The following is a 23,638-nucleotide window of genomic DNA, read 5'->3' as shown; positions in this document are numbered from 1 at the left end:
ATGGATGGTGACTGACCCACCGCTTTCGCGAGCAAGCCCGCTCCCACAGGGGAACGCATTCCAAATGTGGGAGCGGGCTTGCTCGCGAAGAGGCCAGTCCAGGCACGACAGATCTCAGCCAGGAAGCAGCTCGTCAATGTGCCGATACTCGGCCTGCAACTGCGCCGCCAACACCCTGCTGCGCCCAAGCCGGATCGGCCCGCGCTCGATGTCGATCAACAGCCCCGGGCACTCCAGCACGGGCAACAACGACCAGTCCTTGAGCCGGCCATCGGTCACCAGCAGCAACCGCTGTTGCTCCGCCGGAAAACGCTTTTGCCGTGCGGCGAGCCATCGACCGGCTTCGCCCAATGCCGCCAGCAACGGCGTACCACCACCGGCACCAAGACCCTCGAGCCACTGGCGCAACCCGGTCGAGGCCTTCAATCCCTGCACCTGCCACTTCGGTACTGCACCGCTGGCCGTGAGCAAAGCCAGTCGGGCGCGCTGGCGATAGGCATCGTCGAACAGCTGTGCCAGCAATCCCTTGGCATCGCTCAATGCCTGATGACGGCGGGTCGATGCGGAGGCATCAACGATCACCAGCCACAGTTCATGGGGCGAGCGAGTGCGCAGGTGAAACAACAGGTCTTCGCACTGACGCGGTCGGCCATTGAGCAATGTGCCAGGCCAGTTGACCGAGCCGTTGGGGGCTGCATGACGCTTGCCCTGTTTGCCGTGGTCCAGCCGCCCGGCCCGGGGTCTGGCATTCGCCCCCGCGTCGCGGCGAAGGCGAATGCCTAGGGCTTTTTTGGCCAGCTCGGCACTTCACGTCGTGCGCCGACCGCCAGCGCCTGGGCAGGCAACTCGCCCCACTGGCCCTGCCCTTCGCTCGGGTTGGTGTTCTGCGGCGCCGAGGGTTGCGCAGCCTGGGATGGCTGAGGCGCCGGCGGTGAATGCTCGCGACGACGATGGCGCAAGGCAAACTCGGCCACGGCGTCGATATCTTCCTCGGCGATGGCGTTCGCCCCACGCCAGGCGGCGTGCGCCCGGGCGGCGCGCAGCCAGACCAGGTCGGCGCGCAAACCATCGACGCCGGCGGCAAAGCAGCGCTCGGTGATGTGCGCCAGCGCCTGATCGTCGAGGGCAATGTTTGTCAGCGCGTTGCGTGCGTTCTGGCAACGTTCGCGCAAAGACGCCTGCGCGGACTCCCATTCGGCGCAGAAACCTTGCGGATCGCTGTCGAAATCCAGGCGACGGCGGATGATCTGACCGCGCTCGACCGGCGCGGTGTGGCCACCAAGGGCGACATTCAAGCCGAAACGGTCCAGCAATTGCGGACGCAGTTCGCCCTCTTCCGGGTTCATGGTGCCAATCAGCACGAACTTCGCCGAATGCCGATGGGAAATACCGTCACGCTCCACCAGATTGGTGCCGCTGGCGGCCACATCGAGCAGCAGGTCAACGAGGTGATCGGGCAACAGGTTGACCTCGTCGACGTAGAGCACGCCACCGTCAGCCTTGGCCAATACACCGGGGGAAAACTGTGCGCGACCTTCGCCCAGCGCCGCATCGAGATCGAGGGTGCCGACCAGGCGTTCCTCGGTGGCGCCCAGCGGCAAGGTGACGAACTGACCGCTGGCCAGCAGGTCCGCCAGACCACGGGCCAGGGTCGACTTGGCCATGCCCCGCGGGCCTTCGATCAGCACGCCGCCGATTTTCGGGTCGATGGCGGTCAGGTACAGGGCCAGCTTCAAATCGTCGGCGCCGACCACGGCGGAGAGCGGGAAATGCGGGGTGTCGGTCATTGTTTTATCTCGGTCATGGTCGGTGATCTCACTGGCGCCCCAATCCCTGTGGGAGCGAGCTTGCTCGCGATGGCAATTGTTCAGTCGAAAAAAATGTTGCCTGATAGACCGCTATCGCGAGCAAGCTCGCTCCCACAGGTTTAAGCGTGTTAGCCGTCTTCTTCTATATCCAGCAACAGATTTTCCAGCGCCTCGCGGTACTCGCCGGGCTCCTTCCACATCCCCCGTTGTTGCGCCTCGAGCATGCGCTCGGTCATGTCGCGCAAGGCATGGGGGTTGTGTTCACGGACAAAATCCCGGGTGTCCGGGTCGAGCAAGTAGGCATCGGCCAGCAACGCGTACTGGTGATCGTCGATCAACTGCGTCGTGGCATCGAAGGCGAACAGGTTGTCGACCGTCGCGGCCATCTCGAAGGCACCTTTGTAGCCGTGACGCTTGACGCCTTCGAGCCACTTCGGATTGGCCGCCCGGGAGCGGATCACCCGGTTCAGCTCTTCCTTCAGGGTGCGAATCTTCGGCAGGTCCGGCTGGCTGTGGTCGCCATAATAGCTGGCCGCCGCCTCGCCTTTCAGGCTTTCCACCGCCGCGAGCATGCCGCCCTGGAACTGGTAGTAATCGTTGGAGTCGAGCAGATCGTGCTCGCGGTTATCCTGGTTTTGCAGCACCGCCTGTACCTGGCTCAGGCGCTGGCTGAACTGTTCGCGGGCGGCGGTGCCTTCGTCGGACCCGCCGTAAGCGTAGCCGCCCCAGTTGAGGTAGACCTCGGCCAGGTCCTCGCGGCTCTGCCACAGGCGACCGTCGATGGCGCCCTGCACTCCCGCGCCGTAGGCACCGGGTTTGGCCCCGAAAATCCGCCAGCCGGCCTGACGCCGCGCAGCCACTTCATCGAGCCCTGACTGCAGCAAGGCTGCGCGTTCGGCGCGTACCTTGGCCGCCAACGGGTTGAGGTCATCCGGCTCATCGAGGTCGGCCACCGCTTGCACCGCCGCGTCGAACAAGCGAATCAGATTGGCAAAGGCATCGCGGAAGAAACCGGACACGCGCAAGGTCACGTCCACCCGCGGACGGTCGAGCAAACTCAACGGCAGAATCTCGAAATCATCGACCCGCTGGCTGCCGGTGGCCCACACCGGACGCACCCCCATCAGCGCCATGGCCTGGGCGATGTCATCGCCGCCGGTGCGCATGGTCGCGGTGCCCCACACCGACAAACCGAGCTGGCGCAAATGATCGCCATGGTCTTGCAGGTGCCGTTCGAGGATCAGGTTGGCCGACTGGAACCCGATACGCCACGCCGTGGTGGTCGGCAGGTTGCGCACGTCCACCGAATAGAAGTTGCGACCGGTGGGCAGCACGTCCAGGCGACCACGACTCGGCGCGCCGCTGGGACCGGCCGGGACGAAGCGACCGCTCAGGGCATCGAGCAATCCGCGCATTTCCGCCGGACCGCAGGCGTCCAGACGCGGGGCGACCACCTCACGCAGGTTGTCGATGATGGCTTGCACTTCAGTCCAGCCCGCCTTTTGTGGGAGCGGGCTTGTCTCCGGGCGGTGTTCCGACGAATCGGTTGAGCATTCAACATTGATGTCGATTGAGCCACCGCTTTCGCGAGCAAGCCCGCTCCCACAGGGGCTATTCAAAACGTCCGAGATCAGTCGTGTGGCGAATAGCTCGAGGCGTTCGCGGGTATCACCCGCCGTACGCCAGGTCTCTTCGCTGATACCCACAAGAACCTCGGGGCGCGGCCCAGTCCACGGCTCGGCCAAGGCGCAATCCAGTGGATCGAACCCCAGCCCGAAGGCCTTGGCCAGTGCCCGCAGCAGACTCGACTGCGCGCCCCGACCATCGCCCCGTGGAATGCGCAACAACGCCAGCAAGGTGTCGATACGCAAACGCCCGGTGGGCGATTCGCCGAACACATGCAGGCCGTCGCGGATCTGCGACTCCTTCAAGTCGCACAGGTAAGTGTCGAGTCGCGGCAACCAGATCGCCGCGTCGGCATCGCTGTCGAGTTGTTCGTCCAGTTGCAGTTCACGGTCGATGTGGGTGTCGCGCACCAGTTGCAGGATGTCGCGCTGCAACTCTCGGGCACGACGCGGATCGAGCAACTGCGCTTCGTAATACTCGTCGGCCAACAGCTCAAGGTTGCGCAGCGGGCCGTAGGTTTCGGCGCGGGTCAGCGGTGGCATCAGGTGATCGATGATCACGGCCTGGGTGCGCCGCTTGGCTTGGGCGCCCTCGCCCGGGTCGTTGACGATGAACGGATAGATGTTCGGCAGCGGCCCGAGCAACGCATCTGGCCAGCAATGTTCCGACAGCCCGACGCCCTTGCCCGGCAGCCATTCAAGGTTGCCGTGCTTGCCGACGTGGATCACACCGTGGGCGCCATAGGTGTTGCGCAACCAGAAGTAGAACGCCAGGTAGCCATGGGGCGGCACCAGGTCCGGGTCGTGATACACCGCGCTCGGGTCGACCTGATAACCCCGGGCCGGCTGAATGCCGACGAAGGTCAGGCCAAAACGCAGGCCGGCGATCATCATCCGTCCGCTGCGGCACATCGGGTCGCTTTCCGGTGCGCCCCAACGTTCGAGCACCGCCGCACGGTTGGCGTCGGGCAGTGCGTTGAACATCGCCAGATAGTCATCCATTCCCAGGCTTTGCTGGCACGGACGCAGGTCGAGGGTCTCGAGATCGTTGCTGACGCCGCCCAGCAACTGCTGGATCAGCGCGGTGCCACTGTCGGGCAATTGGGCCGGTAACGGATAACCTTCGGCATGCAGCGCCCGCAGGATATTCAGCGCGGCGGCCGGGGTGTCGAGACCGACGCCATTACCGATGCGACCATCGCGGGTCGGGTAATTGGCGAGAATCAAGGCAATGCGTTTTTCCGCATTAGGTACCCGTCCCAGATCGACCCAGCGCCGCGCCAGCTCGGCCACGAAATCCATGCGCTCCGGTTGTGGCCGGTAGCAAACAACATCCGACTGGCTGCGCTCACTGCGCCATGCCAGGTCCTTGAAACTGATCGGGCGGCTGATGATGCGTCCATCCAGCTCAGGCAACGCGATATGCATCGCCAGATCACGAGGGCCAAGTCCCTGTTCGCTGGCGCGCCAACCGGGCTCGTTGTCCTGGGCGCAAATCGCCTGGATCACCGCAATATTGCGGCGAAACGGGCGCAGATGGGGTGCTTCGGGGCTGGACTGGGCGAAACCCGTGGTGTTCAGGATCACCGAGACGCTGGCCTCATCCAGCCAGTCCTCGACCACGCCAAGGCAACCAGGCTCTTTCAGGCTGGCCAGCGCGATCGGCAACGGATTCAACCCCGCCGCCTGCAAGCGCTGGCAAAAAACATCAATGAAAGCGGTGTTCGCCGCCTGCAAATGCGATCGGTAAAACAGCACCGCCGCCACCGGTTGATCGGTGTGCCAGTCGGCTTGCCAGTCGCTCAGTGCAGCGTGGTGTTTGTGCGGATGGTAGATCGCCGTGCGCGGCAGGGTTTGCGGCTCGCCCCAGGTGTAATCACGGGCCAGCCAGCGGTTGGCCAGGCAGCGGAAGAAATCCAGGGCGTTGCCCATGCCGCCCTGGCGCAGAAACTGCCAGAGCCGGTCGCGATCCTCAGCACCGACGGTGCTCAGGTCACTGAGCTCCGGGTCCGGACGATCATCACCCGGCACCAGAATCACCTGCACACCACGCTGCGACAGTTCGACCAGGCGCTCGATGCCGTAACGCCAATAGGCGATGCCGCCGTGCAGCGAAATCAGGATCACCCTGGCGTGACGCAGCACTTCATCGACGTACAAATCGACCGAGGCATGGTTCTGCACCTGCATCGGGTTGGCCAAGCGTACGCTCGGGTAATCGTCGGGCAACTGCTGCGCCGCTTCGGCGAGCAGCGCCAGGCTGGAATCGCCGCTGCACAGGACCACCAGTTCGGCGGGGGTTTGTCCGAGGTCGGCAATGTTGTCATCCGACACGAAACCGCCGGGCTGGGTCCTGAGCAGGTGCATGGGCTTACACGCTGAGCGCGGCGCGCAATTGCGCTTGGAGAACAGCGGCGTCCAGTTCCTGGCCGATCAGCACCAGGCGGGTGACGCGCGCTTCTTCAGCACCCCACTGGCGGTCGAAATGCTTGTCGAAACGCGTGCCCACGCCCTGGATCAGCAGGCGCATCGGCTTGTTCGGAATCGCCGCAAAACCCTTGACCCGCAGGATGCCGTGCTGGACCACCAACTGGGTCAGCGCGTCCAGCAGCAGGCTTTCGTCGGCTTGCGGCAGTTCGATGGAGATCGAATCGAAGGCGTCGTGATCGTGGTCATCATGATCGTCGTCGCCATCGTGATGATGGTCGTGGTGACTGTGACGGCTGTCGATGTGTTCTTCGGAGCCGGCACCCAGGCCGATCAGCACGTCCAGCGGCAGGCGACCACTGCTGGCTTCGATGATTTTCACCGCCGGCGGCAATTCCTCGGCGACTTCCAGGCGCACGCGGGCCAGGTCCGCCGGGTTGATCAGGTCGGCTTTGTTGAGGATCACCAGGTCAGCACTTGCCAGTTGGTCGGCGAACAGTTCGTGCAGCGGCGATTCGTGGTCCAGGTTCGGGTCGAGCTTGCGCTGGGCGTCGACCTGATCCGGGAACGCGGCGAAGGTGCCGGCGGCCACGGCCGGGCTGTCGACCACGGTGATCACTGCATCCACCGTGCAGGCACTGCGGATTTCCGGCCACTGGAAGGCCTGCACCAGCGGCTTTGGCAGCGCCAGACCGGACGTTTCGATGAGAATGTGGTCCAGATCGCCGCGACGGGCCACCAGTTCGCGCATCACCGGGAAGAATTCTTCCTGGACGGTGCAGCACAGGCAGCCGTTGGCCAGCTCATAGACACGGCCGTTGGCTTCTTCTTCGGTGCAACCGATGGAGCACTGCTTGAGGATTTCACCGTCGATGCCCAGCTCGCCAAATTCGTTGACGATCACCGCGATGCGGCGACCCTGGGCGTTATCGAGCATGTGCCGCAGCAGCGTGGTCTTGCCCGAGCCGAGAAAGCCGGTAACGATGGTGACGGGGAGTTTGGCCAGTGTTTTCATCGGATGCCCTATGGCTAATGTGGCGGGCATACGGGACGACGACCGGCAACGCGGACACGCGTGCCTGAAGAGTTCGCCACCGGATCACCCCGCCCGGTTGAAAGTGAGAATCTGTGACGAGGCAGGTCTCCTGGCTGACGGTGTGCCGGCCTTGAGCCTGGCATTCGCTGCGCCTTCCCGCCGGCCTCATGGATTGAGCCTGCAGTGGCGTGGCAACGAACATCACCGTTCACAGTTGCGGGGGCAGCCGCGGCATCGACCGCGTTCCCTTCTTAGCTTCGGCAAATGCCGAAGAACCTCGAAAGCGCAAGGCTACGCATGGTGGGAAGACCGGTCAATCACTGTAGGAGCTGCCGAAGGCTGCGATCCTTTGATTTCCCTTTTAAAAACAAGATCAAAAGATCGTCCGAACGCGGCCCGAGCCTTCGGCAGCTCCTACAAAGAGCCGAGCATCATTCAGTCTCAAGTGAGAACCCTTGCCAATTGACGCCCAACCCCCGCCCATGCTCTCCTACACGCCTTGTTACGGGTGCCCTTCACAGGGTGAAACGGGAAACCGGTGAATCATGTGCTTTACTCTTAAGCCATGTCAGTCCGGTGCTGCCCCCGCAACGGTAAGCGAGCGAAGCGTCAGATCCACTGTGCCACTGCGGCATGGGAAGGTGACGTTTTCAGGTTCAGGCGCAAGCCTTCGCCCCTCGTGAGCCCGGAGACCGGCCCGCAACACAAAGTGACCAGTACGGTCACTGAACCAACAAACCCGCGGTGGGCGGGCGCTGTTCGAAACCTTGCGCGCCTGGTCGCGCGGGTTTTTGCATGCGCTCTTATTCCCCGCTGACAGACCAGAGGGAAACGCCATGTCGATCATCAGCAGCGCCGAACACACAGCCGCGAGCACCACCTCAACCCTGACCCAACGTCTGACCGTTGCCGTCTGCGCGTCGATCCTGGGCGCGTGCCTTGTGTATTTTGCCGGTTTCTCGCACATCGAAGCGGTGCACAATGCCGCCCACGATACCCGCCACAGCTCCGCGTTTCCGTGCCATTGAGAGCTGTCGACATGATCAAGCGTATTGCGCAAACCGCAGGTTTCACCGGGTTGCTGGCCGCCCTGTTGCTGACGCTGCTGCAAAGCTTCTGGGTCGCCCCGCTGATTTTGCAGGCCGAGACCTACGAAAAATCCGAACCGGCCGCTGTTGAAGTGCATGAACACGCCGACGGTGCGATGGCTGCCCACACCCACGATGCACAAGCCTGGGAGCCGGAAGATGGCTGGCAGCGCGTGCTGTCGACCACCGGTGGCAACCTGGTGGTGGCCGTCGGTTTCGCCCTGATGCTGGCCGGTCTGTACACCTTGCGTGCGCCGACCAAAACCTCGCAGGGCCTGCTCTGGGGCCTGGCCGGTTACGCGACCTTCGTGCTCGCGCCGACCCTCGGCCTGCCGCCTGAATTGCCAGGCACTGCCGCGGCCGACCTGGCACAACGGCAACTGTGGTGGATCGGTACCGCCGCCTCCACCGCCGTCGGTATCGCGCTGATCGTGTTCAGCCGTCACTGGCTGATGAAAGTCCTCGGTGCGGCGATCCTCGCCGTTCCCCATGTGATTGGCGCACCGCAACCGCAAGTGCATTCGATGCTCGCTCCAGAGGCGCTGGAAACCCAGTTCAAAATCGCTTCGCAACTGACCAACGTGGCGTTCTGGCTGGCCCTGGGCCTGATCAGCGCCTGGTTGTTCCGTCGCAAAAGCGATGGTCAATACCACGCATGACGGATATCAGCACAGCGCCGACCCTGGTGGTCGGCCTGGGCTGCCAGCGAGGCTGCCCTGTCAGCACGTTGCGAGCGCTGCTCGACCAGGCGTTGGCCGCGCATCAAATTCCCCTGCATGCAATCAAGGCACTGGCCAGCATCGATTTGAAGCGCGACGAACCTGCGCTGATCGAACTGGCTCAGCAGCTTGGCCTGGAACTGATGTATTTCAGCAGTGAACAACTGGCCGCTTATGAACCGCAACTCAGTCATCAATCGCAAATAGCCTTTGAACGCACCGGTTGCTACGGCGTGGCGGAAAGCGCCGCCCTGGCGCTGGCGGAACAATTGGCCCAGGCCCCGGCAAAGCTGCTGATTCCACGACAAAAATATGCCCAGGCAACCCTGGCATTGGCTGGCGCTGCGTAAAAAACCGATAATCCCCGCCTTTGATCATGAACATTCTTCATCTGAAGCCCTGTTCAGCCCCTTTTTTTCCCCACAGGAACCGACGATGACCGTCTACTTCATTGGCGCAGGTCCCGGCGACCCCGAACTGATTACCGTCAAGGGCCAGCGGCTGATTCGCAGCTGTCCGGTGATCATTTATGCCGGCTCCCTGGTGCCTGCCGCCGTGCTGGAAGGTCACTGTGCCGAACAGGTGGTCAACAGCGCCGAACTGCACCTGGAACAGATCATCGACCTGATCAAGAGCGCCCACGCCAAGGGCCAGGATGTGGCCCGGGTGCACTCCGGCGATCCGAGCCTGTATGGCGCCATTGGCGAGCAGATTCGCTATCTGCGTGAGCTGGGCATTGCGTTCGAAATCGTCCCTGGCGTGACGGCCACAGCCGCTTGCGCTGCGCTCTTGGGCGCGGAACTGACGCTGCCGGACATTTCGCAAAGCGTGATCCTGACGCGTTACGCCGACAAAACCGCCATGCCTCCCGGAGAGGAATTCTCCAGCCTGGCGCAGCACGGCGCGACCATGGCGATTCACTTGGGGGTCAATCACCTGGCGAAGATCGTTGAGGAACTGCTGCCCCATTACGGCGCCGATTGCCCGATTGCAGTGGTTCACCGCGCGAGCTGGCCGGATCAGGATTGGGTGGTGGGCACGCTTGAGGATATTGCCGGGAAAGTTGAAGCCAAGGGCTTTCGCCGTACGGCGTTGATTCTGGTGGGACGGGTGCTGGGCAGTGACCACTTCAGCGAGTCGTCGCTGTATCGCGCGGGGCATGCGCATCTCTACCGCCCTTAAAATCAAAAGATCGCAGCCTTCGGCAGCTCCTACAACAGAATGCGTACACCTGTAGGAGCTGCCGAAGGCTGCGGTCTTTTATGCCGCAGCGAACACCTTACTTAGTAGTAGGCGTTTTCTTTCTGCGTGTGGTCGGTCACGTCGCGAACACCCTTGAGCTCAGGGATGCGCTCGAGCAAAGTGCGCTCGATGCCTTCCTTCAGCGTCACATCGGCCTGGCCGCAGCCCTGGCAACCACCGCCGAACTGCAGGACGGCGATGCCGTCTTCGACCACGTCGATCAGGCTGACCTGACCGCCGTGGCTGGCGAGCCCGGGGTTGATCTCGGTTTGCAGGTAGTAGTTGATGCGCTCGTTGACCGGGCTGTCGGCGTTGACCATCGGTACCTTGGCGTTTGGCGCCTTGATGGTCAGCTGGCCGCCCATGCGGTCGGTGGCGTAGTCGACAACGGCATCGTCCAGGAAAGCTTCGCTGAAGTGGTCGATGTACGCGGTGAAGCTTTTGAGCCCCAGCGCGGTGTCTTCGGGTTTTTCTTCGCCCGGCTTGCAGTAGGCAATGCAGGTTTCGGCGTACTGGGTGCCAGGCTGGGTGATGAAGACGCGAATGCCGATGCCCGGGGTGTTCTGCTTGGAGAGCAGATCAGCCAGGTAATCGTGGGCGGCGTCAGTGATGGTAATAGCGGTCATGGAAACTCCTCGCAGGCTTGGGCGCAGTTTACGCCAATCAACGCGCCGGACAAAGTCCTAGTATTTTTGTCGGGAAAAGATCCCGATGATCTCTCCCTGTAGGAGCTGCCGCAGGCTGCGATCTCTTGATTTGTTTTTTAGATCAAAAGATCGCAGCCTGCGGCAGCTCCTACAGGAGGGCCCAGTGGTTCAAAGGTTCTCGTAGCGGTTCATGTCCAGCACGCCCTCTTCCACCGGATCGTTTTCCTGGATGTAGCGGCTCAGATCATGGAAATAGAACCAGAATTGCGGATGACTGCGACGTACTCCCCAACGTTCGACGATTTTCTCGAAGCTGTCGGTGTCCTTGGCGCGTTCCATCGCATCCACAAACGCCGGCACTTGCCCGGCCGGGATGTTGAACATGAAGTTCGGGTAGCTGCTGAGCACACCCGGGAAAATCGTCAGGGTGTCGAGCCCCGGTTGGTAACGCAGTGATTCACCGAGCAAAAACGCCACGTTGCTATGGGCACGGTTACGCAGCAGGCTGTAGACCTCACGCTTGCCGCTGCTGGTTTCGATACGCAGCATAGTGGCTTCCGGCAACAGGTCGATGACCTTCAGCCCCGCAGCCGGACGCGAAGTCAGGCGACTGAGCGCCTGCTCGGCACTTTGCAGGTCCGGGTCGATGTTCGGCCGTGAACAATAGGCGCCGTCGCAGCGATTGATCGGGTCGGGCCTGGCATTAAGGTCGCCGTATCGGGCCAGCAGCTGATTGGCAAAGTCACGCTTGGGATCAGCCGGGTTCAGCTTCAGCGCGGTCGGCTTGTCGTCATCGATGGTCTCGTAGTCGAGCCACATCTTGAATTTGCCACTGTTTTGATACCAGTCGTCCAGGTAGTCATCCCGGGAATCGGCGGGCATCAGGCGCAGGAAATTCTGCTCGGCGCCGTTGCGGATCAGGTCGAAATACAAGCGCGTCTGGGCCTGGTGGGACAGGTTGCCGAACACATCGAAGTTCACCGCCAATTGATAGTAGGTGCGTTCCAGCAGCGGATAGTCGAACAGCCATACGGTTTGCGGCACCTCGCCGATCAGACCCTTGGTCACTGAAGCACTGTCGAAATGGCGGAAGATACTCAGCAACGCATTGTCGTTGCCGGCCCAGAGGGTCGACCAGCTTGGCGCGGGCTCATCGGCGTAGCTGTCCCGGCGCAAGGCTTCGTATTCATTTCGCTTGTCACGGTAGTCGTGCCACAGGCTGAGGACGCTGCCGACATCATCGTTCTGCCCCGGCATGGCCAGCAACGGCGTGGCTTGCCCGCGATAATTCGGATCGGTGACATACAGGTCGTGCTCGGGCGCCTGGAACAGCGCCCAGAAATTATCGCGGATCACGTCCGTGGCGATCTGACCGCGACACACTGGCCCACGGATAAAGGTGCGCACGAAGTACTCGGCGTTATCGAGCATGAACTGATAGCGCGCCTGGGCCGGAATCGCTTCGAAGGTGGCAAACGGGTTGGCCCGGCTCTGCGGTCCATAGCCCGGCAATGCGTCGACCTGCCAGTTGCCGCTGTAGAACAGGCTCTTGACCCGCGCCAGTTTCGCCGGACTCAGCGCATAGGTGATGTGGGTCTTGTGCACGATCACGCCCTGCACCGGCCACAAGCGATAGTAGAACTGCGTGCCCGGATCATCGTTCGGGCGACGGGTGTTGATCAGGTCAATCGGCTGGCCGGTCGGGGTGCGCGAACGCACCCACTGGAAGAAATGCCCAGGCTCGCCGTCCTTGAAGTAGAGATGGGCGAGGAACCAGTGCTCGAACAGCCAGCGCCCCACCAGGCTTTCCCGGGCGCCCGGCGCATTGAGCAGGTTTTCCCATTGCACCACCTGCAAGGCTTCCCTGGCGCTGGGCGCCAGCGCCAGCTGATCGATCGGCGCGCCTGCCGCCAGCCAGCGCTGCAGCGTCTGGTACTGCTGGTCGGTCAGGCCGGTCACTGCCAGCGGCATGCCCTCTTTTGGATGCCTGGCGGCGTAGCCGTCGAACTCCCCGGGCATGGCACACATGTCTTCCCGATTCAGGCCCAGGACGATGTCTTCCGGCAACTTCGCGTTGGGTTGCAACGGAGTCTTGTGGCCAAGCTCCAGCATCCGCGCCATCAGTGCAGCCTGGCTGCCCTGGGTATCGAGTACCGAATAAAAGCCCTTTTGCTGCCAGGCCTGTTTGCCGGAAGCGTCATAGAACAGTCGGGTCGGTGCAACCGCCTGACGACGGTCACCGTCGTAGACCGGGACTTTGGTTGCGCCACGTGCCGCGCCCTCACCGCTGCCCAGGTTGAGCTGACAGGCGGCGTCGTAGCAGGCGTGGCAGGCCACGCACTTTTCAGTGAAGATCGGTTGAATGTCACGGCTATAGGAAATAGCAGGTGAAATGGCAGTGGGAATCACCGGGCCTTGCGCCAGAGCGCCCCAGCTTAAACACAACAACAATGTGCCGATGACGAAGCGATACGACATGTCCCTGGTCCTGAATCCTGAAAAAACGCCGCGATTCTACCGGTCTGTCATCCTTACCAACATGAACGATATTCATGCAAATTCGAGTCATGCTCCAAAAGCGCACAGGTTTGCTATCATCCCGGCCCTTCGTCATGGCCTTACCGAGTAGTCCAAATGTCCGATCGCAGCGTTCGCCTTCAAGCTCTCAAGCACGCCCTCAAAGAGCGCATCCTGATTCTCGATGGCGGTATGGGCACGATGATCCAGAGCTACAAGCTCGAAGAGCAGGATTACCGTGGCAAACGCTTTGCTGACTGGCCAAGCGATGTCAAAGGCAACAACGACCTGTTGGTACTGACTCGCCCGGATGTGATTGGCGGCATTGAAAAAGCCTACCTGGACGCCGGCGCCGACATTCTCGAAACCAACACCTTCAACGCCACCCAGATCTCCCTCGCCGACTACGGCATGCAAGGCCTGGCGTATGAATTAAACGTAGAAGGCGCGCGCCTGGCGCGCAAGGTCGCCGACGCCAAGACCCTGGAAACCCCGGACAAGCCGCGCTTCGTTGCCGGCGTGCTCGGTCCTACAAGTCGCACCTGCTCGTTGTCCCCGGACGTGAACAACCCCGGCTACCGCAACGTGACCTTCGATGAACTGGTGGAAAACTACACCGAGTCCACCAAGGGCCTGATCGAAGGCGGCGCCGACCTGATCCTGATCGAAACCATTTTCGACACCCTCAACGCCAAGGCGGCGATCTTCGCCGTACAAGGCGTGTTCGAGGAGTTGGGCATTGAATTGCCGATCATGATCTCCGGCACCATCACCGACGCCTCGGGCCGTACCCTGTCGGGCCAGACCACCGAAGCGTTCTGGAACTCCGTGGCCCACGCCAAGCCGATTTCCGTCGGCCTGAACTGCGCCCTCGGCGCCCGAGAATTGCGCCCGTACCTCGAAGAGCTGTCGAACAAGGCCAACACCCACGTTTCCGCGCACCCGAACGCCGGCCTGCCGAACGAATTCGGTGAGTACGACGAACTGCCGTCGGAAACCGCCAAGGTCATCGAAGAGTTCGCCCAGAGCGGCTTCTTGAACATCGTCGGCGGCTGCTGCGGCACTACGCCGGGGCACATCGAAGCCATCGCCAAAGCCGTGGCCGGTTATGCCCCGCGCCAGATTCCGGACATCCCGAAGGCCTGCCGCCTCTCGGGCCTTGAACCGTTCACCATCGATCGCAACTCGCTGTTCGTCAACGTCGGCGAGCGCACCAACATCACCGGTTCCGCCAAGTTCGCCCGCCTGATCCGCGAAGACAACTACACCGAAGCCCTGGAAGTCGCCCTGCAGCAGGTTGAAGCCGGCGCCCAGGTGATCGACATCAACATGGACGAAGGGATGCTCGATTCGAAGAAGGCCATGGTGACCTTCCTCAATCTGATTGCCGGCGAACCGGACATCTCCCGCGTACCGATCATGATCGACTCCTCCAAGTGGGAAGTGATCGAAGCCGGCCTCAAGTGCATCCAGGGCAAGGGCATCGTCAACTCGATCAGCATGAAAGAAGGCGTCGAGCAGTTCATCCATCACGCCAAGCTGTGCAAGCGCTACGGCGCCGCCGTGGTGGTGATGGCCTTCGACGAAGCCGGCCAGGCCGACACCGAAGCGCGCAAGAAGGAAATCTGCAAACGTTCCTACGACATTCTGGTCAACGAAGTGGACTTCCCGCCGGAAGACATCATCTTCGACCCGAACATCTTTGCCGTCGCCACCGGTATCGAAGAACACAACAACTACGCCGTCGATTTCATCAATGCGTGCGCCTACATCCGTGACGAACTGCCGTATGCGCTGACCTCGGGCGGCGTGTCCAACGTATCGTTCTCGTTCCGTGGCAACAACCCGGTGCGCGAGGCGATCCACTCGGTGTTCCTGCTGTACGCGATCCGCTCCGGGCTGACCATGGGTATCGTCAACGCCGGGCAACTGGAGATCTACGACCAGATCCCGGCGGAACTGCGTGATGCCGTGGAAGACGTGATCCTCAACCGCACCCCGGAAGGCACCGACGCCCTCCTCGCCATCGCCGACAAGTACAAGGGCGACGGCAGCGTCAAGGAAGCCGAGACCGAAGAGTGGCGCAACTGGGACGTCAACAAGCGCCTGGAGCACGCCCTGGTCAAGGGCATCACCACTCACATCGTCGAAGACACCGAAGAATCGCGCCAGTCCTTCGCCCGCCCGATCGAAGTGATCGAAGGCCCGCTGATGGCCGGCATGAACATCGTCGGCGACCTGTTCGGCGCCGGCAAAATGTTCCTGCCGCAAGTGGTGAAATCCGCCCGCGTGATGAAGCAGGCCGTGGCCCACCTGATCCCGTTCATCGAACTGGAAAAAGGCGACAAGCCTGAAGCCAAGGGCAAGATCCTCATGGCCACGGTGAAAGGCGACGTGCACGACATCGGCAAGAACATCGTTGGCGTGGTGCTGGGCTGCAACGGCTATGACATCGTCGACCTCGGCGTGATGGTGCCGGCGGAGAAAATCCTGCAAGTGGCCAAGGAACAGAAGTGCGACATCATCGGCCTGTCCGGCCTGATCACCCCGTCGCTGGACGAGATGGTCCACGTCGCCCGCGAAATGCAGCGCCAGGACTTCCACCTGCCGTTGATGATCGGTGGCGCCACCACCTCCAAGGCGCACACGGCGGTGAAAATCGAACCCAAGTACAGCAACGATGCGGTGATCTACGTCACTGACGCTTCCCGCGCCGTGGGCGTGGCGACGCAGTTGCTGTCCAAGGAGCTCAAGGCCGGTTTCGTCGAGAAAACCCGCCAGGACTACATCGAGGTTCGCGAGCGCACCGCCAACCGCAGCGCCCGCACTGAGCGTCTGAGCTATGGTGCGGCCATCGCCAAGAAGCCGCAATTCGACTGGGCGAGCTACACGCCAGTCAAACCGACCTTCACCGGTACCCGGGTGCTGGACAACATCGACCTCAACGTCCTGGCCGAATACATCGACTGGACGCCGTTCTTCATTTCCTGGGACCTGGCCGGCAAGTTTCCGCGCATCCTCCAGGACGAAGTGGTCGGTGAAGCCGCCACCTCGCTGTACAAGGATGCCCGGGAAATGCTGACCAAACTGATCGACGAGAAGCTGATCAGCGCCCGCGCGGTGTTCGGTTTCTGGCCGGCCAACCAGGTGCATGACGACGACATCGAGCTCTATGGCGATGACGGCAAGCCGATGGCCAAGCTGCATCACTTGCGCCAGCAGATCATCAAGACCGACGGCAAGCCGAACTTCTCCCTGGCCGACTTCGTCGCGCCCAAGGACAGTGAAGTGACTGACTACGTGGGTGGTTTCATCACCACTGCGGGGATCGGCGCCGAAGAAGTGGCCAAGGCCTATCAGGACGCCGGCGACGATTACAACTCAATCATGGTCAAGGCCCTGGCCGACCGCCTGGCCGAGGCCTGCGCCGAGTGGCTGCACCAGCAGGTGCGTAAAGACTACTGGGGTTATGCCAAGGATGAAGTGCTGGATAACGAAGCGCTGATCAAGGAGCAGTACAGCGGCATCCGTCCGGCACCAGGCTACCCGGCCTGCCCGGACCACACCGAGAAAGCCCAGCTGTTCGCCTTGCTCGACCCAGAGGCCCAGGAAATGCGCGCAGGTCGCAGCGGCGTGTTCCTCACCGAACACTACGCGATGTTCCCGGCGGCAGCGGTCAGCGGCTGGTACTTCGCTCACCCGCAGGCGCAATACTTTGCCGTGGGCAAGATCGACAAGGACCAGGTGCAGAGCTACACCTCGCGTAAAGGCCAGGAGTTGAGCGTGACCGAACGCTGGCTGGCGCCGAACCTGGGTTACGACAACTGAGTGACCCACTGTGGGAGCGAGCTCGCTCCCACAGTGGTTGTCCAGCGGCTGATTCAGCTGTTCCCGGCCGATGTCCCTGGTTGCGGTTCTTCACCCACAACCTCCTTGCGGGACAACTCGATCATCTTCGCGTTGCGCGCCGCCGTCTGTTCGAACATCTGAGTCAAAAGGGCAGCGTCATCGACGTCATCCTCCTCCCCCGCCTGATTCTCCGCTTCATCAAGTGCCGTGAACTCTTCAGGGTATTTCTCCTTCAGATAGCTCACCCAATAGTCGCGCTGGATCAAGTCTTCGTAAAACCCGTCGGACTGCTCCGCATTGACGACCTCCGCGCGCGCGTCCGCCAGTTGTTGCCGCGTGACGCCCGACGCATACGTCATGTGTTTCGGCTGACCCGGCAGGATCAGGCCGTCATCCCAACCCTCCGTCAGGCCGATTCGATAACCCAGGCGCACCTCGGCCTCATCCCCACCGGATCGAGCCGCGGCCTTGGTCGCCAGATCATCGATCTTGTCCAGTCGAAACAGTTGCCTGGACAGCTTCAGCAGTGCCTGCCCCTTCACACTCAGGCCTCCAGGCGCAATGCCGAGCAAGGCATTGTGGGTGAATACTTTGCTTTCCAGCCCGCTGAACGTGAGGATTCGCCCGTCGACACAGGTGCCATGAGTACTCGAACTGGCGAACAGAACCTCCCGCAGTTCGCTGTTGCTGGCCGCGGCTTCCATCACTGTCCAGACCCGTCGTGTCAAATCGGCATTGGCCACCCGAAACTCCCGGGTGTCTTGCAGTCGCTCGAGCAAATGAAAGAACGCAGCACTGTCCGGCTCGGCCGCCAGTTGATTCCAGATTTCGCTTTTACCGGCCAGTTCCTCCGGGGGCGCATTGGCCAGCCAAGGGGCCTGTTGCGCGGAATCAGGCTCAACGTCAGGGAGTTCTTCATCCGACTCAATGCTGTCACTGTCGCCTTGGTCTTGAGCATCATCGAGTAACTCGTCGAGTTCATCGCGCGACAGGCCCAGCACGGTGTCCCGTGCTCCCGAGTCACGGTAGTCCCTCAAGCGCTCGAGACTCTCAAGCACCAGGTTGTTATCACTCAGGTCGATGCCGATCATCAGGACGTTGTGATTGCCATCCAGCGCCTGCGCCGGAACCGATGTGATGCCGTTACCACTCAGGTTCAGGACCCGGAGGTGGGCGGCATCCAGCACACCGCCAGGCCATTGCGTCAGATTGTTATTGCGCAGATCGAGTGTCACCAGCGCTTCGAAAACGTCGAGGTCGAAGGACTCCAGTTCGTTGTAGCTCAGGTCAAGCTGGTTCAGACGTTCCAGATTGCTTAACGAGTCGTACAGGTGTTCGGCATCGTCCAGCCGGTTCGAAGACAGCTCCAGGCGCTCGAGCCTATCCATGTGCTGGACAGGCTCGGGTACTGCCTCCAGCCCATTGCCATTGAGTTCCAGGGTCTTGAGCCGGGTAAAGGCGGCGAGGAACCCGTCGGAGCCTGTTCGGGTCAGTTTTACTCCGGTCAGGTCCAGCCTGCCAACGTGGTCGAATGTTCCCGGCAACGTAGGGAGATCGCCCAGTTGCAGGCCGCTCAGATCCAAAACGGCATTGGCAACCCCCTCCACGCCGGCCAGGCCCTGGCGCCAGCATTCGAGGATGCGCAAGGCGCCCAACCGGCGAATGCTTGAAGATATTATCCAGCCTGTGTCGCGTACTCCCCGTGTGAAGATCCAGCCGTTCAACTGACGCGTAAGCGCTTCGAAGGTCTGTTCCCAACCGGCAAGGCGCTCGCTGATTTGCACCTCGGTCACCCCGCGCTCGCGCATCTGTTCCAGCGCTTGCAAGGCCTCATCATCCGCCAGTGCCGGCTTTAAACGTTGCAGACGCCTTGTGAAAACCTCGGCCCCTTCTCCCGCCGGTACCTCAGGCAGCGTCAGCAAATGCTGCGCAATGGAAAACCCACTCTCGGACGGCGGAAAACCGAGCGGTATCGGCTCCAGGGCGAACCGCTGCAGGGTGCCCTCTGGAAGTACTCTGGCCGCTTCTATTCGCTGCCAGGCGGTCCGGAGCATTGCGTCAGCCTGAGGGGTCAAGGGCGAACCGCCGAGATTGGTTTTGAGCAACGCCTCATTTTCCAGCACCGCCCCCGGCAGCTCGGAAATTTTGCTGTCGCGTAAATCCAGCCAGGTCAGATCCGGCAAGTCCTGGGCACCTGCCGGCCACTCCCCCAGCTCTGTCGCGCGCAGGTTCAAGGCCTTGAGGTGAGTCATTGCGCTGACGTCCAGGGTGTTCAGGGGGTTGCTGCCAAGGTCCAGATATTCGAGCATCTTCAACCCATCGAGACCTTGCTGAACCCCGGAATCGACAACAATCGCGTTACTGGAGAGATCCAGTTGAGTCAATTTTCCGAGATCTTTGGGTCCGATGGGGATTTCGGTCAGGCCGCAACCACGCAATTCGAGTGTTTGAAGTTCGGAAAAACCGCTGATGAAACCGCGAATCTGTGCTGCGGGCGCTTGATTGCTTCGCAAATACAGCGTTTGCACTTCCGGGAAAGCACCGGCCGGCAACTCGGGAAAACTACTCAGCCCCAGATTAGGCAAGTCGAGCACCGAGGCATCGGCTCTAGCGCCGTAGCGCTTGAATACGCCTTTGCGCCAGCAGGCTCTCAGGGAGCTTGTCGCTAATATCCGGCCTGTCATTTCATTGACCGCTATCGGCATTTCACCCCAATCATTGAGGTTGCGGTTGAGTACAGTGTTTTGCTCACTCAAGGCTTCGATCGCTCCGTACCTCGCCTCGGCGTCCGGCCACTGCTCGACAAACCGATTGAACAAGGTCTCGTAATTCTCGTTGAGGCCTTCGCCAAGGCGTCTCAACTCACCCTTGCTGTAGTCCCTGACCATTTCCTCGAGATCGACAAGGTGCGGGGGTAGGCTTTTGGCGTACTCATACGCCGGCCTGAAGTTTTCACGAAGGAAATTCGACCAGTCCAGCGACAGTCCGGACCAGAGTGTTTCATGTCCGTTGAAAATGCCGTCCGGCAATGTCCTGATCCCGGTGCGCTTGAGATTCAATCGCTCAAGTCGCGGCAGTTCGAGCACCCCGGCGGGCCATTCGAACAATGAAGGTGCCAGCACTTCCAGCAGGCGCAGATTGCGCAACTGGCTGACATCCAGCGCAATCGGCGTAAACGCCGAACAATAGACATTGAGGTACTCAAGCCTGGTCAACGCGCCCAGCCTCGTCGGCATGTCGGCGGCGTAGGGAGCGGATGAGTACAGGCTCAGATCGGTGAGCTCCGGCATCGTACCGATGATTTCGGGCACATTGCTGAACTGATTGCCCGTGGCGTTGATCCGCAGTTTTCTCAACTTGGGGAAATTGCCCAGCAGTGCATCGGCATTGGCATCGGTGATGCAGCGGCCCCGGACGTACAGATCACGCACATGGGAGAAATCGGCAGGCAACGAAGGAAGCGCTTGGTCACAGGTCAGCTCAAGCAATGTGAAGCGCGCCTGCTCTGCAGCCAACGGCGAGTTGCGCCAGCTTTGCTTGAGGCTCTGCGCGACCGAGGCCTTGCCACCCAACATGAGTTCCAGGGCAGCGTTCGGCGATGGCTCGCCCACCCAATGATCGAGTGTAGCCTCAAGCGTCTCCCACTCGCGCAGGCGGGTCTGCAACAAACCGTAAATCTGCCCGTCGGTTTTCCCCGCACGCAGCTGCGCCAGGACAAATCCGTTGGCCTGCTGTTCGGTCAGCGCCGGATAGACATCCCGAACCCGACTCGCCAGCGAAGGATTGATCCCATGCCCGCGCCCGCTGGCGTAGTACCCCACCAACCGTTCGTTGATCCGGACCGGAGGCTTGAAGTTCGCGTGCTTGCCAGTGCGTGTCTCCAGGCTTTGTGCCAGCTCGCTACGATGGGCAACGGCATGGTCGATGATTGCCTTGCGCAACTGGCTGCCCTGAGCCACATGGGGAACACCCAGCGCCTGTCGCGCTGAGTCGGGCAAGGCGTGCATGATCGACGAGTAAAAATTGTCTTCATTTCGAGGAATGCCGTTGAGCTCCTCGCCGCGCTCATCAAACGCCTGGTAAGCCGGTCCTTTCTTGACCACATATTTGCGCGTGACGGCAGTTTGACTGCCAATGCCATCGATCAGCGGCCCCTCGACGTGACCGTCGCGCACTTCCAGGCGCACGCTGTCGGACCAGCCCGGCAGTTTTTCCAGGGAATGCAGGGCGAGCCATCGGCTGTCCGCCGACGCCATACGCTCCAGATGCAACCCGGCAAAGGCCTGGTTGACGCGCCCTTGGCGTGCGTACCAGCGGCCCTCTTCAAGCATGTTCAAGGGGATCCGCCGCGTCGTTTGCCACCGCGCCAGCTCCTCGGCATTGGCATCCTGCAACACCCTGTTGGCTGCGGATTCACTCAGCCCCGGGCAAGCTCGCCGCAACATCGCCACCGGCCCCTTGCCCGCCTCGGAGCTACCGGGGGCAGCCTCGAACGCCGACAACAACTCAACCAGCCCCGGAGGCGGAGGCAGGTGATCGAGGTGCATCTTGCGCAAGGCATTGTCAGTGGCACCGCTGGCATCGGCGAGGGTGAGCAGTTGTTCGTCCGTCAGGGCCTCGGTCGCATGGCCCATGCGCCGCAACAGGGTCAAACGGTCCCACTCCAGAGGACGCTCCAGCGTATGGCGCCAGGCACCGTGGCCGTTGTGTTCGAGAATCGGCCGCCAGGCCCCGGTATCGGACGGATGCTTGATGCGCCATTTTTTCACTGATGAATCAAAGGTGATCTCATACACCTTGCCCGCCTGGCGGATGTAAGTCCTGCGGTTCGCGCGAAACTGTCCCAAGGAATTGGGGACAGTGTCATCGCCCAGCTCAACGTTGCGCTCATAGGCCTTCAGGTCGGGTTTCCACAGCCGAGTCGTGCCATCGGCACGCTTGATGGCGTCCAGCCCTTCGATCACGGGCTCCGGTGCGAGTGGCACTAGCTTGCCCAGCGCCTTGCCGGCCCCGGCCATCGCCGCGATCAGCGCCAGGTTTTCCGCCACGTCGATCAGGTGCGCCTTGGCCGCGGTGCGATCCCCCTCACTCCACTCGATCGCACCCTCGAACGACTCGTACAGCAATTGCCCGGCCATCACCGTCAGCATGATCTCGCCCAGCACCGGTACGAACATCGACACCATGTTCAAGCCCAGCATGCCGATTTCCAGCAGGTGATTGAGCTTTTTCGCCCGCACCGTTGCATCGACGTCAGCCGTGGGCACAGCATGACTGCGTGCATCGGCGATCACCTTGGCGCGGTTTTGCTCGTAGAGATAAGTCCACAGATCGGTGTTGGCGGACCAGATTCCGGCCGCGCCTTTGCGAGTGACGTCAACAGGATCGAGGTAGGGATCTTCGACCCGCTCACGTTTGACCGAATGCTCAGGTGGCAACTCCTTGATGCGGGCGACGGGAGAAAGCACGGGAATGTACTGCGCGACTTTCACCCAAATGGAGTGCAATGGATCGGCGGGAGCATCCGCGGCTTTACGGTTGAATTGACTGAAATAGTAAGGCCGGTCGGCGTAAGCGACGAATTGGCTGAAATACCGCTGGTGCTCCGTCGGGCCATCACTCGACGGCGATGCGCCAAGGGCTGTGAATTGCCGCTTGAATTCCGCCCTCATCCGCTCAGGGGTATAGCGTTTGAGCGGATGTTCCGGATCATGGGGAATGTAAACGATGAAATCGCTGCTATAGCGATATTGTTCACAGATGCCGAACACGACGCAGCCTGTCATCCTGCGTTTCATCAAACTCAGGTCGCGAAACCAGACAGGCCTGTTGCCAAGACGGGGATGAACTTCGCCGTTAACCACCGAAAGAATCATTTCGTAATCGTCGGGCTCGATGTCCTTTTTCAGCAGCGCCAGTTCGGCTGCTGCCTTCAATGCCGCTTTCTGGCTGGCAACGAACTGCTCGCGCAATGCCGTTTCCTTCTGCGCATCCGCTGGCTGGAAAAACGCCTTCAGTCGGGTTTGATACTGCGCGCCGATATCCAGCTTGCGACAGAGTGAGAGGAACTGCCTGACCGACATGCTGAAGGTAGCGACCTCGAACGTGCCTGGCGTCGATGTCTCGATCACAAACCCGGACCCGCGATGAAAAGCGCCCTCCTCACACTCGGACGCTTCGAAGTTGTGCAATGCCGCTTGCAACAACGAAAGTTTCATCACCTCGAACGAGGCGATCTCTATTTCAAGGGCGCTGACTTCCAGCGCCCGCCTGAGGCACACCAGGGTTTTGTTGACGTCGACCTCAACACCAAATTGCTCCTTCAAGGCCTTGCGCAGTATCGGCTCGGCAAAGCTTTCGGCGTCCGGCAGCGACGACATCGTCTTGTCGAGCCGGGCCTGGGACACAAAACTGTCGTTGAAAAGGTCTTTCAGTGCCTGCTTTTGCTCGCGGGATGCTCGCTGGTACCACTGCGGCGGGAGCGAACCGCTCGCTTTTATGGCAGCTCGCCGCTGCGGCGTGGCATCGATCAACCAATCAGGCGTCTGTTGTTCAAGCAGTTCGCGATGAATGCTGTTTCGGCCCGGAACCAAATGTTGACGGGGCACGGATGGAGGATGGGTAGACATAGTGTCGCTCCTGAAAAATGGAACGACAGGACACCATTTCAGCGAACCGCA

At 61.4% G+C, this 23,638-nt stretch carries 12 protein-coding genes and 2 riboswitches; of the genes, 5 read left to right on the top strand and 7 right to left on the bottom strand.

What is annotated here, in order from left to right; translation table 11 throughout:
• Nucleotides 1-114: 114 nt before the first annotated feature.
• The 4 genes from ACMDB8_RS11960 to cobW all read right to left on the bottom strand — a co-directional run bounded on the left by ACMDB8_RS11960 (nucleotide 115) and on the right by cobW (nucleotide 6,875).
• Entirely contained in the window at nucleotides 115-660 is a 546-nt protein-coding gene (locus ACMDB8_RS11960) for a vWA domain-containing protein (protein WP_409078972.1), read from the bottom strand.
• A gap of 119 nt (nucleotides 661-779) precedes the next feature.
• Nucleotides 780-1,787: an ATP-binding protein gene (locus ACMDB8_RS11955; RefSeq protein WP_223542773.1), complete on the bottom strand. Its 1,008-nt coding sequence runs from the start codon at nucleotides 1,785-1,787 to the stop codon at nucleotides 780-782.
• A gap of 149 nt (nucleotides 1,788-1,936) precedes the next feature.
• A complete protein-coding gene (gene cobN, locus ACMDB8_RS11950; protein WP_409078973.1) occupies nucleotides 1,937-5,800 on the bottom strand; it encodes a cobaltochelatase subunit CobN in 3,864 nt (1,287 codons plus the stop codon).
• Between the two features lie 4 nt (nucleotides 5,801-5,804).
• Nucleotides 5,805-6,875, bottom strand: a complete 1,071-nt coding sequence (gene cobW, locus ACMDB8_RS11945; RefSeq protein WP_317850386.1) for a cobalamin biosynthesis protein CobW — start codon at nucleotides 6,873-6,875, stop codon at nucleotides 5,805-5,807.
• Nucleotides 6,876-6,978: 103 nt separating this feature from the next.
• A riboswitch (cobalamin riboswitch) is annotated at nucleotides 6,979-7,191 on the bottom strand.
• Nucleotides 7,192-7,385: 194 nt separating this feature from the next.
• Nucleotides 7,386-7,611: riboswitch (cobalamin riboswitch) on the top strand.
• A gap of 121 nt (nucleotides 7,612-7,732) precedes the next feature.
• Here cobW and ACMDB8_RS11940 point away from each other — a divergent pair.
• From ACMDB8_RS11940 to cobM, 4 genes are all read left to right on the top strand, one after another.
• Entirely contained in the window at nucleotides 7,733-7,924 is a 192-nt protein-coding gene (locus tag ACMDB8_RS11940) for a CbtB domain-containing protein (protein ID WP_223542775.1), read from the top strand.
• Between the two features lie 11 nt (nucleotides 7,925-7,935).
• The gene (locus tag ACMDB8_RS11935) at nucleotides 7,936-8,643 is read left to right on the top strand and encodes a CbtA family protein (protein ID WP_409078974.1); all 708 of its coding nucleotides are present in this window, start codon (nucleotides 7,936-7,938) and stop codon (nucleotides 8,641-8,643) included.
• Complete coding sequence (locus ACMDB8_RS11930) at nucleotides 8,640-9,053, top strand: cobalamin biosynthesis protein (RefSeq protein WP_056724410.1); 414 nt, start codon at nucleotides 8,640-8,642, stop codon at nucleotides 9,051-9,053. The genes ACMDB8_RS11935 and ACMDB8_RS11930 overlap by 4 nt, the downstream gene beginning before the upstream one ends.
• 85 nt (nucleotides 9,054-9,138) lie before the next feature.
• Nucleotides 9,139-9,885 carry a precorrin-4 C(11)-methyltransferase gene (gene cobM, locus ACMDB8_RS11925; protein WP_056724408.1) on the top strand — a complete coding sequence of 249 codons (747 nt, stop codon included), beginning with the start codon at nucleotides 9,139-9,141 and terminating at the stop codon, nucleotides 9,883-9,885.
• A gap of 101 nt (nucleotides 9,886-9,986) precedes the next feature.
• Here the strand turns inward: cobM and nfuA are convergent, their stop codons facing one another.
• Together nfuA and ACMDB8_RS11915 are read right to left on the bottom strand one after the other, a co-directional pair.
• Entirely contained in the window at nucleotides 9,987-10,571 is a 585-nt protein-coding gene (gene nfuA / locus ACMDB8_RS11920) for a Fe-S biogenesis protein NfuA (RefSeq protein ID WP_007912592.1), read from the bottom strand.
• A gap of 189 nt (nucleotides 10,572-10,760) precedes the next feature.
• The gene (locus ACMDB8_RS11915) at nucleotides 10,761-13,070 is read right to left on the bottom strand and encodes a fatty acid cis/trans isomerase (protein ID WP_409078975.1); all 2,310 of its coding nucleotides are present in this window, start codon (nucleotides 13,068-13,070) and stop codon (nucleotides 10,761-10,763) included.
• A gap of 156 nt (nucleotides 13,071-13,226) precedes the next feature.
• On the opposite strand from ACMDB8_RS11915, the gene metH reads away from it, so the two are divergent.
• Entirely contained in the window at nucleotides 13,227-16,937 is a 3,711-nt protein-coding gene (metH, locus tag ACMDB8_RS11910; RefSeq protein WP_056724404.1) for a methionine synthase, read from the top strand.
• 53 nt (nucleotides 16,938-16,990) lie between these two features.
• On the opposite strand, the gene ACMDB8_RS11905 is transcribed toward metH, so the two are convergent.
• On the bottom strand, nucleotides 16,991-23,587 hold the full coding sequence (locus ACMDB8_RS11905) for an NEL-type E3 ubiquitin ligase domain-containing protein (RefSeq protein WP_409078976.1): 6,597 nt from the start codon (nucleotides 23,585-23,587) through the stop codon (nucleotides 16,991-16,993).
• Nucleotides 23,588-23,638: the final 51 nt, after the last annotated feature.

The organism is Pseudomonas monachiensis (genome assembly GCF_047345015.1).
Classification (GTDB): Bacteria; Pseudomonadota; Gammaproteobacteria; order Pseudomonadales; family Pseudomonadaceae; genus Aquipseudomonas; species Aquipseudomonas monachiensis.
This window is presented reverse-complemented; position numbering and strand designations above follow the sequence as displayed.

What these genes read in the sequence shown, in the direction of transcription:
- ACMDB8_RS11955 (WP_223542773.1), bottom strand. Translation starts at nt 1,787, where the DNA reads ATGACCGACACCCCGCATTTCCCGCTCTCCGCCGTGGTCGGCGCCGAC.
- cobN (WP_409078973.1), bottom strand. Translation starts at nt 5,800, where the DNA reads ATGCACCTGCTCAGGACCCAGCCCGGCGGTTTCGTGTCGGATGACAAC.
- cobW (WP_317850386.1), bottom strand. Translation starts at nt 6,875, where the DNA reads ATGAAAACACTGGCCAAACTCCCCGTCACCATCGTTACCGGCTTTCTC.
- ACMDB8_RS11940 (WP_223542775.1), top strand. Translation starts at nt 7,733, where the DNA reads ATGTCGATCATCAGCAGCGCCGAACACACAGCCGCGAGCACCACCTCA.
- ACMDB8_RS11935 (WP_409078974.1), top strand. Translation starts at nt 7,936, where the DNA reads ATGATCAAGCGTATTGCGCAAACCGCAGGTTTCACCGGGTTGCTGGCC.
- ACMDB8_RS11930 (WP_056724410.1), top strand. Translation starts at nt 8,640, where the DNA reads ATGACGGATATCAGCACAGCGCCGACCCTGGTGGTCGGCCTGGGCTGC.
- cobM (WP_056724408.1), top strand. Translation starts at nt 9,139, where the DNA reads ATGACCGTCTACTTCATTGGCGCAGGTCCCGGCGACCCCGAACTGATT.
- nfuA (WP_007912592.1), bottom strand. Translation starts at nt 10,571, where the DNA reads ATGACCGCTATTACCATCACTGACGCCGCCCACGATTACCTGGCTGAT.
- ACMDB8_RS11915 (WP_409078975.1), bottom strand. Translation starts at nt 13,070, where the DNA reads ATGTCGTATCGCTTCGTCATCGGCACATTGTTGTTGTGTTTAAGCTGG.
- metH (WP_056724404.1), top strand. Translation starts at nt 13,227, where the DNA reads ATGTCCGATCGCAGCGTTCGCCTTCAAGCTCTCAAGCACGCCCTCAAA.
- ACMDB8_RS11905 (WP_409078976.1), bottom strand. Translation starts at nt 23,587, where the DNA reads ATGTCTACCCATCCTCCATCCGTGCCCCGTCAACATTTGGTTCCGGGC.